Below are 17206 nucleotides of genomic sequence, written 5' to 3'. Positions count from 1 at the left end.
CTGCTGAACAATTCAGCAGTCTTGTCGTGTTTTATTAAGAAAGTGCGTCTGTCAGTGCAGGTACGACTTGTTTCTTTCTTGATACAACACCTTTTAGTAAAGCTGTGTTGTTTTCAAGTGTGACGTTAAATGCTTTTTCTACTTTTGCTGCTTCTGCACCGAGTGCAAGAGCAAGGGAGTCATTTTCTAAAATATCTGTGATGACTAGAACAAATAGATCAAGACCTTTTGCTGCAATGACTTCATTGATTTTCGCTTCAATTTCAGCCTGTCTTGCTGTCACTTCAGCGATATCTACTGTATTGACTTGTGCAATTTCGACTTTGCTTTTGCCTAGTGCGAATTCTTTCGCATCAAGTGTAATTAATTCTTGAACCGTTTTTTGGCTTAGATCAGCGCCTGCTTTCAGCATGTCTAGGCCGTAAACTTCTGGATCTACCCCTGCGATTTTTGCAAGCTCATGCGCAGCATCAATATCTTGCTGTGTGCATGTTGGGGATTTGAATAGTAAGGAATCAGAAATGATCGCAGATAAAAGCAAACCAGCGATTTCTTTTTCAATCGTCACTTGGTTTTCTTTATACATTTTGTTTAAGATCGTTGCTGTACAGCCTACAGGCTCTGCACGATAGTAAAGAGGTTCACTTGTTTCAAAGTTGGCAATACGGTGGTGGTCAATGACCTCAGTTACTTGTACTTGATCAATATCGCTTACACTTTGCTGGAATTCGTTATGATCGACAAGAATGACTTGCTTTGTTTCGTTTGCAGCCGTTTCAATGAAACGAGGTGCTTCTTGTTTAAAGAAATCTAATGCGTATTGTGTTTCTCCATTAATTTCTCCAAGTCTGACGGCTTCTGCCTGAACGCCGATTTTGTTTTTCAGATCAGCGTAAGCAATAGCAGAACAAATCGTGTCTGTGTCAGGATTTTTGTGTCCGAATACGAGTGTTTTTCCCATGTGAATTCTCCTTCTTACATTTATTGATGATGTTTCTATTCTAACAGCTTTTGACCTTGAATTCAGGGTTTATAGCTAAGAATAATCTAAAAAATTGTAACATGCTGTTTGAAAACTTGCATGTGCCATTCCATATCGGTGTTCCACGTGAAACGCTCCCAGGACAGCCTTTATTTTACTTGAGATTTACCGCTATGGTAAAATAAAGGTTGGGGCAAGACATGATGGAGCTTACATCGTACGTATACATAGAAGTACACATTGAGCAAGATATAGACAAAAGGATTGGATAGAGGTGAAGGTGTGAAACAAACAAAAGCGTTAGTAGAGGGCGCAATCATGATGAGTATTTTTGCGGTCATGATGCTGTTTTATTTGTATGTGCCGCTATTATCTATTATTTTCTTTCTAGCTGCTCCGATTCCGATCATCCTCTATACAATCAGACACGGCTTGAAAAAAGGAATTGCTGCTGGCGCTATTGGCATAGTGATCAGCTTTTTAATTGGGTCTATGGCTGGGCTCATGAGTGCACCTATCTTAATTGCCGTCGGATTAGGCATGGGTGTTTTCTACAGCAGAAGGCAGCCTGGAAATGCCATCATTACAGGTGCGCTGATTTATTTGTTCAGTATTCTCATCTCTTTTGTTATCAGTGTTCAGCTCTTTCAAATCGATATCATGAATATTGCGAAAGAGTCGATTGAGCAAATGATGCCGATGGTAGAGAGTGTTTTAAAGCAATCCGGGGCTTCTGAAAAGGACATAGCCAAACAGCTCAAACAGTTTAAAGAGATGCAGGATACGGCATTAAGTGCTTTACCTGTAGCGTTATTGATATTGGTCACCCTGATGGCTTTCGTGAATCACTGGTTCGTGCAGCCTCTGATCAAACGGTTTGTCAAAGACATGCCGTCCTTGAAGAAATTTAAGGATATGCGGCTGCCAAAAAGCATGGTATGGTATTATTTACTCACATTGCTTTTGATGCTGATTCAGACGGAAAAAGGCAGCTTTTTATGGCTCGTTCAATCGAGTGCGTTTAAAATTTTATTTATACTGGTGCTTATTCAGGGATTTTCTTTTCTCTTCTATTATTGCCACGAAAAAAACATCTCAAAAGCGGTACCCATTTTCGCTGTTGTGCTAACGGTTTTCTTTCCGCCGATCGGTGTGATTGTGCGAATTATAGGGATTGCTGACATAGGCTTTGATTTAAGAGAAAAAGTAAAAAACAAATAATTCACTCTGAATGTTGAGGAGTTGATATCAGTGCCAAGCTTCTATAGAAAACCTGTCATCAAGTATCCGATCTTCGCGTTAATTGTTCTTGCGGTGGTCACAGTCCTCCTCAACCTTTATTTTAATTGGATCATAGGAGCAGTTGGTCTTTTCGTCCTTGCAGGTGTGCTCTACTTCTTAAAGTGGGCAGATACGCAAGTGCAGAAAGAGATTGATTCATATATTTCAACATTATCCTATCGAGTCAAAAAGGTTGGAGAAGAAGCATTAATGGAGATGCCTATTGGTATTATGCTGTTTAATGACCAGTATTATATCGAATGGACGAATCCGTTTCTCGCTTCATGCTTTCATGAAAGCACACTTGTCGGCAGATCCTTGTACGATACATTCGAGTCCATTGTGCCTCTTATTAAACAAGAGGTCGAGACCGAAAATGTGACGCTGAATGACCGGAAATTCAAAGTCATTATTAAACGGTCAGAGCGCCTTTTATATTTCTTTGATGTCACGGAACAGGTGCAGATTGAACGACAGTACGAAAATGAACGAACGGTGTTATCTTATATCTTTTTAGACAACTACGACGATGTCACGCAGGGCCTTGATGATCAAGTGCGCAGCGCGATTAATAGTGAAGTGACGTCTCTGCTCAACAATTGGGCACAAGAATACGGTATTTTCCTGAAGAGAATTTCGTCTGAACGATTTATGGCGGTTCTAAATGAGAGTATTTTAGCTGAGCTTGAAGCGTCGAAATTCTCTATTTTAGACGAGGTCCGTGAGAAAACAGGGGCACATAGTGCGACGCTTACTCTGAGTATCGGGATCGGTGCGTCCGTTCCTTCTTTGAAAGAGCTTGGAGCACTTGCGCAGTCGAGTCTTGACCTTGCCCTCGGACGAGGCGGGGATCAGGTCGCCATTAAACAGCCGAATGGAAAAGTGAAATTCTACGGTGGAAAAACGAATCCAATGGAGAAACGGACACGCGTACGCGCACGGGTCATTTCTCATGCTTTAAAAGAAATTGTATCTGAAAGCGGTAATGTCATGATCATGGGGCATAAGTTCCCAGACATGGACTCAATCGGTGCATCCATTGGGATTTTAAAGGTTGCCCAGGCCAATGGAAAAGAAGGTTATATTGTCATTGATGCCAACCAGATTGGCGACAGTGTTCAACGCTTAATTAGTGAAATTAAGAATTATGAAGAGCTTTGGTCACGTTTTATCACACCAGAGGAAGCAATGGAGCTTGCAAAGGATGACACATTGCTTGTGGTCGTGGATACGCATAAACCTTCTCTCGTCATGGAGGAACGACTGCTGAATAAGATTGAAAATGTCGTGGTCATTGACCATCATAGACGCGGCGAGGAATTTATCCGTGATCCTTTACTTGTTTATATGGAGCCGTATGCTTCATCTACAGCAGAGCTTGTGACAGAGCTTTTAGAGTATCAGCCGAAGAAATTGCGGATTAACATGATTGAGGCGACTGCGCTTCTGGCTGGGATCATTGTTGATACGAAGAGTTTCTCTCTGAGAACGGGGTCAAGAACGTTCGATGCAGCATCCTATCTTCGTGCAAAGGGAGCAGATCCTGTCCTTGTGCAAAAGTTCTTAAAAGAAACAGTCGATCATTACATCAAACGAGCAAAACTCATTCAGCATACAGAGCTGTATCAAAATCAGGTGGCTATCGCTTCATTGCCATCTGACAGGTCGGAGTATTATGATCAAATTACAATTGCCCAGACGGCTGATTCCCTGTTGTCAATGAGTGAGGTAGAAGCGTCATTTGCTGTCGCTAGACGAGATGACGACACAGTATGCATTAGTGCCAGATCATTAGGGGATATCAACGTTCAAATTATTATGGAAGCATTAGACGGCGGCGGTCATTTGACTAACGCTGCTACCCAGATTTATGGTATAACCATTGAAGAAGCGGTAGGGAAGTTAAAGGCTGCCATAGACGAATATTTCGAAGGAGGGGTTCAAAGATGAAAGTCATCTTTCTAAAAGACGTAAAAGGCAAAGGGAAAAAAGGCGAAGTCAAGAATGTAGCTGACGGATACGCTCACAACTTTCTCATCAAACAAGGGTTAGCTGTTGAAGCAACTCCAACGAACCTAAGCGCATTGGAAGGGCAGAAAAACAAAGAGAAAAAGAATGCCATCCAAGAGCTTGAACAAGCAAAACAATTAAAAGAAACACTTGAGGCGTTAACAGTGGAACTCACTGCAAAATCAGGTGAAGGCGGCCGTTTGTTTGGCTCAATTACAAGCAAACAAATCGCTGATAAATTGCAAAAAGATCATCAAATTAAACTCGATAAGCGCAAAATCGAGCTGAATGACGCCATCCGTGCGTTAGGTTATACAAATGTACCGGTAAAGCTTCATCCAGAGGTACAAGCAACGTTAAAGGTACATGTGACAGAGCAGGCATAAGCAGAAAAGAACCCGTCTCACGAGGAGGCGGGTTCTTTTTTATGAAGGATCTGAAATATAGACGCTGCGTCCGGCACGCATACCGGATAAAAACATGAAAAATAGGATGATGATAAAGATGATAATCGCTGGTGTCCATGTATGTGTGGAATCAAATAGGATTCCAATCATGAACGGCCCAACAGCAGCTAATAAATAACCGAGAGACTGCGCCATGCCAGAGAGGGCAGCTGCTTGTTCCATATTGGTTGTTCGTAATCCGATGAATGTGAGGGCAAGACTGATACTGGCCCCTTGTCCAATGCCGATCAAAAGAACAGAGATGACAAGGATAGGCGTCGATCCTCCGAGGAGAAGTCCAATCATGCCAAGTAAATACACAAGGACAAGGCCGGCGACAAGCGGTCTTTGCGTTTTTAATTTTTCTGCAAAAACGGGTGTTAAGAAGGTGGATGGCAGCCCAACAAACTGCATAATGGACAGCAACCAGCCAGCTGTCGACAGGTTCATTCCATGTGATGTTAAAATATCAGGAAACCATGCGATGCTGCTATAGAAAAGGAATGACTGCAAACCCATAAAAAAGGTCACCTGCCATGCAACACGTGAACGCCATATTGGCTGCTCTGTAAGAGAAATACTTTTGACGGCCGCTGTATTCTGATGAAGAAGCTGCGGCGCCCAAACCATCATGGCGAGAAGGGCAAGTCCAGCCCAAACAAGGAATGATGTATTCCAGCCGCCAGGCATCGTATGACTGAGCGGAACACTGACACCTGATGCAAGTGCAGCGAAAACGGACATTGAAGTCGTATATACACTTGTCATCAAACCTGCATGTGCAGGAAATTTATGCTTCACAAGCCCCGGTAAGAGCACATTACAAATCGCAATTCCGACGCCGACTAGCGCCGTTCCAATCATTAAGAAGGTGATGGTGCCAAACGAGCGAATCACAATCCCAAAGAGAAGGACGGCAAGTCCAAGCCAGAGGGTTCGTTCATTGCCCAGTCGTTTTCCGATTTTAGGTGCAATTGGAGAAAGCAATGCGAATGAGAGCAGTGGTAATGTCGTGAGAAAACCCGCCAGTCCATTTGAAAGCAGTAAATCGGAACGAATCGCGCCGATAACAGGGCCAACGGATGTAATGGCAGGCCGAAGATTAAATGCAATGAGCAAAATCCCAGCAATCAGCAGGATGGTTTGTCCTGTACTGCGAGGATGTAATGTTGATTTTTCTAGTTGTTGTTCCATGAATGTAAACTCCTTTATTTCTTTAAGAAGAACGATCTTTCTTCTGTTCAAGCTCCGCTAATTTAGCTAATAAGATATGCTGCGGCATATGCATGATTTGTTCTAACGGTACATTGAGTGATGCAGCTAGCTTTTGTGCGGTATCGGCTGAGATTTGTAAAGGTCTCAAGCGCAAATCCCTCCTCTTTCAATCTATACGTTCCAATATATCATATCGGCTTTGTGCCATGCTGATAAAAAATTAGCGTTCTCCTTTATAAAACCACTTTAGGGCCGATAAGAAATTTTTTTGAAATTGTTTCTGATGATGGCCCTCCCCTTGTTCGATGTGATATTGCAGCTGCCTTTCTTGCATCCCTTTCTGTAATAAAAGATCATGTAGTTGTTTGTTGAATAAAGGCATGTGCTGTTGAGCAGATGTTTTTCCTTTCCCTTCTTCACTGCCTACAGACAAATAGACAAGGTGATCCACACACTGAATGCTTTGTTGTTTAGCAAACGATAGAAAATCTTGATACCAAAATGACCCGGAGATCGATGCGATGTTTTTAAAAAGATCAGGGTGCATGAATAAAGTATAAATAGCAAACAGCCCGCCTAATGAAGCACCAACGTGGCTATGTTCCTCATGGGTCTCTTTAACTGGATATTCTCTTTTGATATATGGGAGCAAGTCATTCGCTAAAAAAGACACATACGTCTGTGCCTCGCCTTTAAAGTCAGGGAACCCAGATCGCAGTGATGACGCCTTCCATGGCGTATATTCGTCAAGTCGATTGAAGGGGTGTATGCCGACGATGATGATTGGCGCGATGGTTTTGGTTTCGATCATTCTTTCGATTTCTAGCAGGTGTGTTCTAAACAAAGAAGAGCCATCTTGTACAAAGACAGCTGGAACATCAATAGAGGTGTCCTGCGGAAGGTAAATATCAAGTTGACGCCCATTAAGCTCGTCATATAGAAACGTTCCGTTCATGTGTATCCTCTCCTAAAGGTTTTCAACTACGTTGAAAAGAAGACAAAGGGCTAAACAATTTAGCCCTTTGTCAAAAATCTGATCACGCATCTTTTTAGTTGTTTTGATCTAACCATTTGACGGCCTTATCAAGGAAGGTTGTTTTGCTTAGTGCTGTTCCTCCTTGAAGCATAGGATCAACGACATTTTCATTGATGTGCCCATTTTTCACAGCTTTTAGGCTTGTCCAAATTTTATTTTTCTCTAAGTCTTTCAATGCATTTGGATTCGATGAGTTTTCCTCTTTAGAGAACTGAACGAAAATATAGTCAGGATTGAGTTCGCCTAGGCGCTCCAATGAAATCAATGCTTGTGCTTTGGCTTTTTTGATATCACTTGGTACTGTAAATCCTAAATCCCCATATAAGGTAGAGTTGAAGTATACGTCTTCTGGATATACGTACAGGTCGCCCTGTCTAATGCGCAAAATGACAGCTGTTTTGTTGCTGCTTTTGTCTTTCAGGGTTTCTTTCGCTTGTTTGAGATCTTTTTGATAATCAGAAATGATGTTTTTCGCTTCTTTACTTTTTCCAGTCAGTTCACCGAGTAATAATAGATTGCTTTCCCAGTCAGAAGAGACATGGGATACTGGGATCGTCGTTTGGACTTTATCCAATTTTTTAATTGTTGCAGGCGGGAACTTGGTTGATCCGAGTATCACATCTGGCTTTAGTTTTAAGATTTTTTCTAGGTTCGGTTCTGTTTTTTCGCCGATGCCTTCTGTTTTCGCTGTGATGTCTTTAAATAATTCAGGGAATGTGCCGCCTACAGTAGAAGCACCAATAGGCTCAATACCAAGTAATTTTGCATCTTCCATTGATTCAAGGCTTCCAGCAATGACAATTCGTTTCACTGGTGTTTTGAGTTTGTACGTTTGATCTAAGTAGTTGATATTTGTTTCTGCTGTTTCAGCTGACTTGCTTTTGGCTGTGTTTGAAGCAGGTTTATTTTCTGCAGCACCACAGGCTGCTGCGGTGATCGTCATGATACAAAGGATAAGCAATGCGAACCATTTTTTCATTTGTTTTCTCCTTTAACTGATAATTGTTCTCAATTAAAGATTGTATTAGGCTTTCGTCCTTTTATCCATAGACAAATCTCTGTCAAAGGATGGACTTTTTACGGAAAAAAAGATAAAAGGTCCTGAATGACTCGTTGATGACTGGCTGCTGTGTATTCACGCCAAGGGTCAGAAGTGAGCGGATAGACGGCTTGCTGCGTTACAGCTTTGAGATTTTGCCAAGCCTCCTGCTGCTTTAACTTTTGATAAAAAGCAATGGTTTTTGGCTCCTTATGCAGGAAGAGGAAGATGGCGTCTGGATCTAGCTGTTGTATAGAGCGAATGCTGATTTTTTTTTCTATTAGCTGACCGTCATTCTGAAAAGCCGGCAGAAGGCCAATGTCTTGAAAAATTACTTCTGACATGGTGCGATTTACAGACAAGTAGAGCTGATCTTGAAAGATACGAAGAGGCAGGACGGTTTTTGGTGGATGATCCAAAAGGCATGCTTTTTTCGCTTGAATGACGAGTTCCTCGTAATGAATCAGCCATTCTTCTGCTTCCTTCGCTTCGTTTAGGAACATAGCTGTTTGTTTGAATTGAGTGCGCCAATCTAATTGTGTGAATGGAACAAAGTGAACAGGACAGATGGTTTTTAACACTTGTTTTTCTTCCTCTGTCACATGATCATTGGCAATGATCAGCTCAGGTTTTGTTTCCTTTAATAGCTGTAAATTGGCTTCAGCGTGCTCGTTGATCCGATGTGCACTCAGGTGAATCGGAATTTCTTCTGCATGATGCTCAAAATCATGTGCTGTCCATTTAGGGTGAAGAGGGGCAGCATATGGGATGATATGAATGGGTGTGAGCTGGCCGAGTATGGAATGGCCATAGGCTGCAATTTTCCGCTGACGGCTTTTCATATAAGTAGAAGGGGTCATGCCCGTTTTTTTCTTAAAGATGCGGCTGAAGTAATACGGATCTTGATAGCCGATTTCAAGTGCAATGTCTTTGAGCTTTGCGTTGCCTTTTGCCATTAATTGTTTGGCTCTAGCCATCCTTTTCTTGGTGATATAATCAGTGACACTCACATCAAAATGCTTTTTAAATAGCTCGCTGTAATGATTGGCGCTGATGCCAGCCATATGAGATAGATTTGTCAGGCTGAGGGGTTCTTCGGAATGTTGATCGATATATTGTTTTGTTTTGAAAAGGGCATGTGCCGTGTCACAAATATCTTCCTTATGCAGTGTGAAAAGCTGCATAATAAGCTGCTGGAAAAGAGTTTGGCTTCTAAAAAAGCTAATGGATTCAGGTTTTTGCCATTCCTCTGTCATATCGGACAATAAAGAATGAATATGTTCAATCGAGCTAATATCGATAAATTGCCATTTATTCAGTAAAGAACGGGCATGTGCCGTTGATACTTCTCCTATGTTTTGATTTTGCAGCGTGTAGAGCTGAAAGCGAAACAGATAGAGCTCGTGTTTTTGATAAGGCTCTGTTTTCAACATAAATGTTTCCCCAGGCATGATCGTATAGAGTGTCAGATGTTTCAATCGCCATTTTTGATCGTTCAATGTGAGTAAACCTCTGCCGCTTATGCTGAAGAGGAGGCAGAATGTATCTGATAGCTGCTGCTCTGTATGTGGAAGCTCTGCATTATTTATTTTTTCAGTATATGTTAATCGGTAGATGAATTGTTCGGCATTTGCCAATGTACGTAATTGAGTGTTGTTTCCCATAAAACCACCTGATCTCTTATTGATTGATAAACATTCTCAATTAAATTGTAGCAGAAAGAGCTGAAAGATGGTGATGTTTATTCTGTCAAAAAAGCACCCTGATGGAGATCAGGGTGCGATGATTTATTCCGTTTTTCCATGAGCTAGCGCAGGTTCTTTTGTTAAGCTTAATGGCCGCAAGTCCTGCCAGTGTGTCTGGATATAATCGATGCAGGCATTTCTAGTGTCTTCACCAAAGGCCTTTTCCCATCCATCTGGCACTGGTGCAAATGATGGCCAAAGTGAATGCTGTCCTTGTTCATTGACAAGCACAAGAAATACACCGTCTTCACGATCAAAGGGATTTGTCATTTGTCATCTCTCCTTTATTCTTAGTGCTTTTGTTTGACCCGATGCAGTGCGTTGTCTAAGATGACACCAATTTCTGCTAAGGGTTTAGGCTGGCACATGTCTTTGTGCCGGCAATGAATGTCGTGCTGTTCAATTGTTCCGTTGATATAAGGTGCCCATGCTTCGGGATCAATTGGTGTAAACCAATCTGGGATAATGGTAGATCTAAAGAATAATATGTCCCCCTGATAAGTTTTTGGCTGATATTCTCCGAGCAATCGGACTGAATTCACATAGGTTTCTTTTAGATTTCTAATGGCATCTTCATTTAAGCTAGCTAGTGCACTGCCATCTTTTTTCAAGATGTCGATGGCACTTTTCATTGTGAGCGGTTCACCTGTTAAGGTATCTGGATCATAACCGCCGAGCGCAAGAAGAGCGATTAGTGCTTCTTCTTCATCAGGTGCTGCTTTAATCGGTAAGAAATGGTTTGGATAGGCATCCAGCATCGCAACGAGTGCGATTTCTTCACCTTGCTGCTGGAGCTGTGTAGCCATTGCCTGAACAACGTTTCCGCCTAATGACCAGCCAAGAAGATGATAAGGGCCTTTTGGCTGAATCGTTTGGATGTGCTTGATGTAATCCGCAGCCATATCATCTAGCGTATGCGGGTAGTCATCTTTTCTTGCGATTCCTCGAGCCTGTAATCCATAAATAGGGATGCCTTTTTCTAATGTATTCAAGAGACCTGCATAGCACCAGCTCAGACCACCTGCTGGATGAACACAGAAGAGAGGATATCTTTCTCCATTTGTTCGCAGCGGCAGCAGGATGTCTAGTGCGTTTTCATCGCTTCCTGTTTCTAGTTTCTCTGCCAAACTTGCCACATTTGGTGCTTCAAACAATGTTCCGATGCTTAGTTTGACACCAAGTGCATCACGAATGCGGCTGATTAAACGAACCGCAAGTAAGGAATGCCCGCCAATGTCAAAAAAGCGATCGTCTATGCTGATTTTAGGCAAATCAAGCACCTCTTCAAAGAGATGACATAGGATTTCCTCTTTCGGGTTTCTAGGGCCGCGGCCATCTGTTTGCTGCATATGAAATTGAGGTGCTGGCAGTGATTTTTGATCAAGCTTCCCGTTTGCTGTAAGCGGCATGGTGTCAATTTGTACATATGCCGCGGGCACCATGTAATCAGGAAGACTGGCTGCTGCAAAATGACGAAGGGTCTCTGTATCGAAACGGTTTTCTTCAGTTGGGACGATATATGCGACTAAACGTTTGTCGCCAGGCTGATCCTCTCGCATCATGACGGCAACTTGTGCAACTGCATCGTGGCGTGCCAGAACGGCTTCGATTTCTCCAAGTTCAATGCGGAAGCCGCGTATTTTAATTTGATGATCAGCTCTGCCAATGTAATCAAGAGCCCCTTCTTCTGTCCAGCGCGCAAGGTCGCCTGTGCGATACATCCTTGTGCCAGGTGCGCCATAAGGATCGGCAGGGAATCGATCTGATGTCAGATCAGGTCTGCCTAGATAACCTCTTGCAAGGCCAGCTCCAGCTACATACATTTCACCTGTCGTCCCAGGGGGAACAGGCTGCAGGTATTCATCTAGAACGTACACGTGTAAATCAGGAATCGGTTCGCCTATTAAACTGCTGGAGTTCTTTGTGATCATGTCTCGATTGAGTTCATTGTACGTAACGTGTACGGTAGTTTCTGTGATGCCGTACATGTTAATGAGCTTTGGCTTACAGTCTGAGTGACGACTGTACCAATCTTCTAATCTGCTAAGCTCTAATGCTTCACCGCCAAAGATGACATAGCGGAGTGATAATGCTTGACCAAGTGTTTGTTGTTCCTTGTCTATCTGCATGAGCTGATAGAAGGCAGAAGGTGTTTGATTAAGTACAGTCACGTCTTCCTCAACTAGAAGCTGCAGCATCTCTTCTGGAGAGCGAGAGATGGTATGAGGTACAATGACAAGTCGGCCGCCATATAAAAGTGGTCCCCAAATTTCCCATACTGAAAAGTCAAAGGCATATGAATGGAACATTGTCCAAACATCTTCTTCATCAAATTGGAACCAATGTTCAGTAGATGTTAGAAGACGGATGACATTTTGATGTGGGATGACCACTCCTTTTGGTTTCCCTGTAGAACCGGATGTATAAATAATATAGGCCGGATGCAGAGAAGATAGCGGCTCAATTCTGTCTATATCAGCCGGATTGTGATTTGGCATAGTCAGCAATTGATCGCTCGTTTCCTTTTCGTCTAACAAAATCAAATCGCAATCAGCAGGGAGGTGCACTGCATCTGCTTTTGTTGTGATGCTGCAAACTGGTTTGGCATCTTGTATCATGTATGCCAGCCTGTCTGCTGGATAATCAGGATCAAGCGGAACATAGGCTGCGCCTGCTTTATGAACGGCTAATAAACTTACGAGCATATCGATTGATCTAGGCAGGGCAAGTGCAACGAACTGTTCTGGTCCAACGCCTTTTTCTATTAATAAATGAGCAAGACGATTGGCTTTGTTGTTTAACTCTTCATAGGTCAGCTGCCTCTTGCCATCCGTTACTGTGACCCGATCAGGGTATTGCTCCGCCGTTTTTTCAAATAAGGCCGGGAGACTATGTGCTTGGTCTAACTGAGCAAAAGTCTTTTTGTCAGGGAGAAATGTTTGCCGCTCTTTATCTGATAAAATGTTCACTTGACCAATTGGCACGTGTGGGCGCTCAGTCACTTCAGTTAAAAAGCGCTTCATTCTGTCAGCGATTGCTCGAATGGTGCTTTCTTTAAATACATCTGTACTGAATTCAAACAAACCTGTTAATCCTGCTGCTGATCCAGTTTCCGTTCTTTGTTCTGTCAATTCGATGGTCAAATCAAATTTAGCTGACCCTACTGGTTTCACGTAAAGATCTGAGTCAAGTTGTGTCAGCTTCATTTCTGCCTTCGGTGTATTTTGGAAGGCAAGCATGACTTGGAACAATGGATTTCGTGATCTGGACCGGGTTGGATTTAGGATTTCGACTAGACGTTCAAATGGCAGATCCTGATGCTCATACGCTGCTAAGTCAACGTCTCGCACTCGCTTCAATAGCTCACTAAAGGTTGGATTACCAGCTGTATTTGTACGTAATACTAGTGTGTTCACAAACAATCCCACAATGTCGTCAAGTGCATCGTCATTCCGTCCAGCAATCGGACTGCCGATTGGGATATCTGTCCCCGCTCCAAGGCGTGTCAGTAATGCTGCAAGTGATGCTTGAAGCACCATGAACAAACTCACCTGATACTGCTTTGCAAGCTCAAGGAGGTTCTGATGTAAAGCGGGTTCAATCGTAAAGTCTATCGTCGCACCGTTGAAGCTTCCTTCCTGTGGACGCGGGAAGTCATAGGGAAGCTCAAGTTCTTCAGGCAAGTCATGTAAGGCACTTTTCCAATAGCTGAGCTGCTTGGCAAATAGACTATCCGTCTCTTCTTCACTGCCCAACAGCTTCTGCTGCCAAATAGCATAGTCAGCATATTGAACAGGTTCCGCTGGCAAGGGGATAGATTTTCCTTGTATACGGGCTTCATAAGCAGCCGCTAAGTCTCGTGTCAATGGTGCAAGTGACCAGCCGTCACCAGCGATATGATGCAGCAATAGAAGCAGGACAGACCGATTTGCATCAAGCATGAATAATTCAGCTCGAAGTGCAGGTTCTTCTTCAATCTGAAAGCTATAGCGAATGGCTTCGTTTAACTGATTCTCAATTTGTTGATCGCTTGAAGCTGTGACATGGAGTTCAGGCTGAACACTTTTGGGGTGTAAAATGACCTGTCTTGGCATGCCGTTCTTATTTGGAAAAATGGTTCTAAGGGTTTCATGTTTTTCAGTGATATCTGCTAAAGCACCAATGAGAGCTGTTTGATCTAGTGTACCTGTCAGCTGAATGACAAGTGGAATATTGTAAGTTGGACTTGGCCCTTCAAGGCAATGAAGGAACCAGAGCCGTTTCTGGGCAAAGGATAACGGAATCTCATCTGGCTTGTCTTCTACCTGAAGCGGCGGCCGAATGTCCTTCGCTTTGTCAATGTGCTGCGCAAGCTCAGCAACCCGAGGAGATTCAAAAATGGTACTCATGCTTAGGTCTGCACCAAGTGTATCGCGTATACGTCGAAGCAGACGAGCGGCGAGTAAGGAATGTCCTCCTAAGTCAAAGAAACTATCATCTATGCCGATTTGAGATAGACCCAGGGTTTCTGCAAATAAACTACATAACATGTCTTCTTGTGGTGTTCTAGGTGTACGCTCAGAACTGACTAAAGACATATTTGGTGCTGGTAATGCTTTGCGGTCGATTTTGCCGTTTGGTGTAAGTGGAAGTTCTGGCAAAACGACAACAGCAGAAGGCACCATGTAATCAGGAAGTAATGCAGCCGCAAACTGCCTGAGCTCTGAAGGGTGCAGAGAAGAGCCATCTGTCAGCACAACATACGCACAAAGCAGCTGCTGCCCAGGTTGATCCTCACGAACGATAACAGATGTATGCTTTATGGCTTTATGCTGCATCATCACTGTTTCAATTTCACCTAGTTCAATACGGAAGCCGCGGATTTTAATTTGATGATCAGCACGACTGATATAATCAATCGAACCATCTTCACGCCATCTGGCTAAATCACCAGTACGATACATTCGTGTGCCTTTTGTGCCGAATGGATCAGCAACAAAACGTTCAGCCGTTAAATCATATCGTCCAAGATATCCTCTGGATACTCCTTCACCTGCAATATAAAGCTCACCGATTGATCCTGCTGGGACTGGGTTTAGTCCTTCATCTAAAATGTAAATGCTCGTATTCCAAATGGGTTTACCAATTGCCGGCCCGCTATTCTCCCGGTGTGCTGTGACATTTTCCATCGTAGACCAGATCGTCGTTTCTGTAGGTCCGTACAAATTAGTAATGTCACATTGAAGAGATTGCAATGTGTGCAAAAGGGAGGCAGGGAGTGCTTCACCTCCAACAAGAACACGCATACCTGTGATCACATCAGGGTACTCATCTGCTAGCGCATGCCACAACGTTGGCGTTGCCTGCATGATTGTGACATGATGAGAACGAATCATGTCTGAAAGCTTTGCTGGTTCTTGTATGGTTTCTTTTTTTGCCAATAAAATAGCAGCACCATGTAAAAGAGGTAGGAACATTTCCAGCCCAGAAATATCAAAGGCAATGGTCGTTACCGCTAAAAGCTGGTCTTCTTGATCTAATAAAAATGAATCTTGCATAGACAATATAAAGTTGATCACATTTCGTTTTGTTACAACAACACCCTTTGGTTTGCCTGTCGATCCTGATGTGTAGAGGATGTAAGCTGGGTGATGTGGAGAGCCCTCGCTCCAAGTCGGATTGAGGTGCGGACTGTCTGCTATCTCCTGATGAACAGTTGCATCATCCAGCTGAACGATGTGCGGATGGTCCAAACCGTCTGCTGTCTCTTTGACTGTGAGCAAGCACGCTGGTTTGGCATCTTCTAGCATATAGGCGACACGATCGTTAGGATAATCAGGGTCTAGTGGCAGATATGCGGCTCCCGTTTTGACGACGGCTAATAGACTTACGACCATATTGATGGACCGAGGCAGAGCAATTGCGACAAATTGTTCTGGTCCAATGTCATGTTTTTTCAAATAATGAGCTAATTGATTAGCCCGCTTATTCAACTCCTCATAGGTCAAAGTAATTCCTTCAAACTGTAATGCTTTTGCTTGTGGTGTTTTGCTTACCTGTTTTTCAAATAGTTCCCGTAAAGATTCCTCTGGTAATTCTCGTTTTGTATCATTCCAGTGCTTGAGGATGTTCTCTTTCTCTTCAGACAAAAGAAGGTTGAATTGACTGATCGTCTGATCTTGCTCTAGTCCGGTTATTTCCTCCAGCAATTGAAGAAAACGCTGCTGATGAGCGTCAACTGCTTGCTCTTTGTAAACGGCAGGGTTTGCATCAAAGTCAATTTGAAATCCGTTCCCATCCGCGCGGTCGTATATGTTAATCGATATATCATCCACGGGTCCTGCTGAAAGGTTATGTGCTTGACCAACGCTCTGATCGAACATGAGATTATAATCAAATGGCATGATATTGATCTGTGGGCCAAATAATCGCTGATTTCTTCCGATGAGTTTAAAGTCTCTCCGCATGTCCTCGTGACGATATCTTTGATGAGGGCGAATGGCTTTTAGTTCATCAGATACTTGGCGAACAAGTGCTGAGAGTGTCATTTCTGGTTTGCATGTTAAACGAAGCGGTACCAGATTCATGACCATTCCAGGTATTTGTAAGGCGCACGATCCAAGGCGCATCATAACTGGTAATCCTAAAACAATATCATGTGCACCAGTCATACGATGCATATATAAAGCGGATGCTGCAAGGATCATTTCATGCCACGTACCACCGAAGGCTTGAGCATTTTTTTTCATTTTGCTTACCTTTTCGGCATCGTAGCCAGCCGTTTTTCGGATAAAATGATCCGACGTTCTTGGGGCAAGCTCAGCAAGGCTGACAATTTCAGGTTGATCAGCAAAGCGATTCTTCCAAAACGTTCGATCAGCTTCATATCGATTGGACTGTCGATAAGTGGACTCCTCTTCGACTACGTCATGTAAGGCTCCAAATGTTTGAGGAGGCACAGGTGTCCCTTGCGATAAGGCTGAATAGACCTCAGCAACACGACGTGCAATGAGCGAAAAGGCGAATCCATCAATGGCAATGTGATGAATGCGCTGATACCAGATAAATCGGTCGTCAGCAAGCTGAAAAAGTACTTCACGGAATAATACATCTTTCTCTAAAGAGACTGGTGTTGAAAGATCTGCCTTCATCCATGCTTTAGCCGCATCAAGCGGCTGTTTTTCATTTTGTAAATGAATCAATTGAAATGGAATCTCTTTCTTAGATGTCATCCATTGTTTTGGACCGTCAGTATCCTCAACGAAGCGCATATACAAGGAATCTGCTTCTAAGACAGTCTTTCTAATGGCGGCTTCAAAATGTATGGGATCAATAGGACCTTTAATATCTATATACTCAGCTGTATTGAAAATAGGATTAGCTGGATCAAGCTGCTGCGCGTACCAAATGCCTGATTGGGCACCGGTTAGTGGGAATGAATCGACTGACTGGATCGACAAGGGTCTATACCTC

The 17206-nt window shown here is 43.1% G+C and carries 11 protein-coding genes; 3 read left to right on the top strand and 8 right to left on the bottom strand.

Translation table 11 applies throughout. The annotated features are described in order from the left end of the window. Positions 1-34: 34 nt before the first annotated feature. A complete protein-coding gene (locus ASE42_RS10390) occupies positions 35-961 on the bottom strand; it encodes a manganese-dependent inorganic pyrophosphatase (RefSeq protein ID WP_041105850.1) in 927 nt (308 codons plus the stop codon). Positions 962-1264: 303 nt separating this feature from the next. Here ASE42_RS10390 and ASE42_RS10385 point away from each other — a divergent pair, with 303 nt between their 5' ends. The 3 genes from ASE42_RS10385 to rplI are packed head-to-tail and all read left to right on the top strand — an operon-like array spanning position 1265 to position 4659. After that, positions 1265-2203 carry a YybS family protein gene (locus tag ASE42_RS10385; protein WP_156403022.1) on the top strand — a complete coding sequence of 313 codons (939 nt, stop codon included), beginning with the start codon at positions 1265-1267 and terminating at the stop codon, positions 2201-2203. 30 nt (positions 2204-2233) lie between these two features. Then, positions 2234-4213 carry a DHH family phosphoesterase gene (locus ASE42_RS10380; RefSeq protein ID WP_024427639.1) on the top strand — a complete coding sequence of 660 codons (1980 nt, stop codon included), beginning with the start codon at positions 2234-2236 and terminating at the stop codon, positions 4211-4213. Continuing rightward, positions 4210-4659 carry a 50S ribosomal protein L9 gene (rplI, locus tag ASE42_RS10375; RefSeq protein ID WP_008359128.1) on the top strand — a complete coding sequence of 150 codons (450 nt, stop codon included), beginning with the start codon at positions 4210-4212 and terminating at the stop codon, positions 4657-4659. Before ASE42_RS10380 ends, rplI begins: the two co-directional genes overlap by 4 nt. 39 nt (positions 4660-4698) lie before the next feature. Here rplI and ASE42_RS10370 read toward each other — a convergent pair whose 3' ends face one another. The 7 genes from ASE42_RS10370 to ASE42_RS10345 all read right to left on the bottom strand — a co-directional run bounded on the left by ASE42_RS10370 (position 4699) and on the right by ASE42_RS10345 (position 17193). Beyond that, positions 4699-5913 (bottom strand): CynX/NimT family MFS transporter, encoded by a 1215-nt coding sequence (locus ASE42_RS10370; protein ID WP_056766758.1) that lies wholly within the window; start codon positions 5911-5913, stop codon positions 4699-4701. 22 nt (positions 5914-5935) lie between these two features. Beyond that, a complete protein-coding gene (locus ASE42_RS18625) occupies positions 5936-6082 on the bottom strand; it encodes a YycC family protein (RefSeq protein WP_064498621.1) in 147 nt (48 codons plus the stop codon). A 72-nt stretch (positions 6083-6154) separates the two neighbouring features. Beyond that, on the bottom strand, positions 6155-6889 hold the full coding sequence (locus ASE42_RS10365) for an alpha/beta hydrolase (RefSeq protein ID WP_056766756.1): 735 nt from the start codon (positions 6887-6889) through the stop codon (positions 6155-6157). Between the two features lie 94 nt (positions 6890-6983). Next, the gene (locus ASE42_RS10360) at positions 6984-7949 is read right to left on the bottom strand and encodes an iron-hydroxamate ABC transporter substrate-binding protein (protein ID WP_056766754.1); all 966 of its coding nucleotides are present in this window, start codon (positions 7947-7949) and stop codon (positions 6984-6986) included. 98 nt (positions 7950-8047) lie between these two features. Continuing rightward, on the bottom strand, positions 8048-9673 hold the full coding sequence (locus ASE42_RS10355; protein WP_056766752.1) for a helix-turn-helix domain-containing protein: 1626 nt from the start codon (positions 9671-9673) through the stop codon (positions 8048-8050). Between the two features lie 123 nt (positions 9674-9796). Then, the gene (locus ASE42_RS10350; protein WP_056766750.1) at positions 9797-10024 is read right to left on the bottom strand and encodes an MbtH family protein; all 228 of its coding nucleotides are present in this window, start codon (positions 10022-10024) and stop codon (positions 9797-9799) included. A 20-nt stretch (positions 10025-10044) separates the two neighbouring features. After that, positions 10045-17193, bottom strand: a complete 7149-nt coding sequence (locus tag ASE42_RS10345; protein WP_056766747.1) for an amino acid adenylation domain-containing protein — start codon at positions 17191-17193, stop codon at positions 10045-10047. Positions 17194-17206: the final 13 nt, after the last annotated feature.

The sequence above is a fragment of the Bacillus sp. Root920 genome, from assembly GCF_001429445.1.
GTDB lineage: Bacteria > Bacillota > Bacilli > Bacillales > Bacillaceae > Bacillus > Bacillus safensis.
Note: the sequence above shows the minus strand (reverse complement) of the source record. Positions and strands in the feature narration are given on the sequence as shown.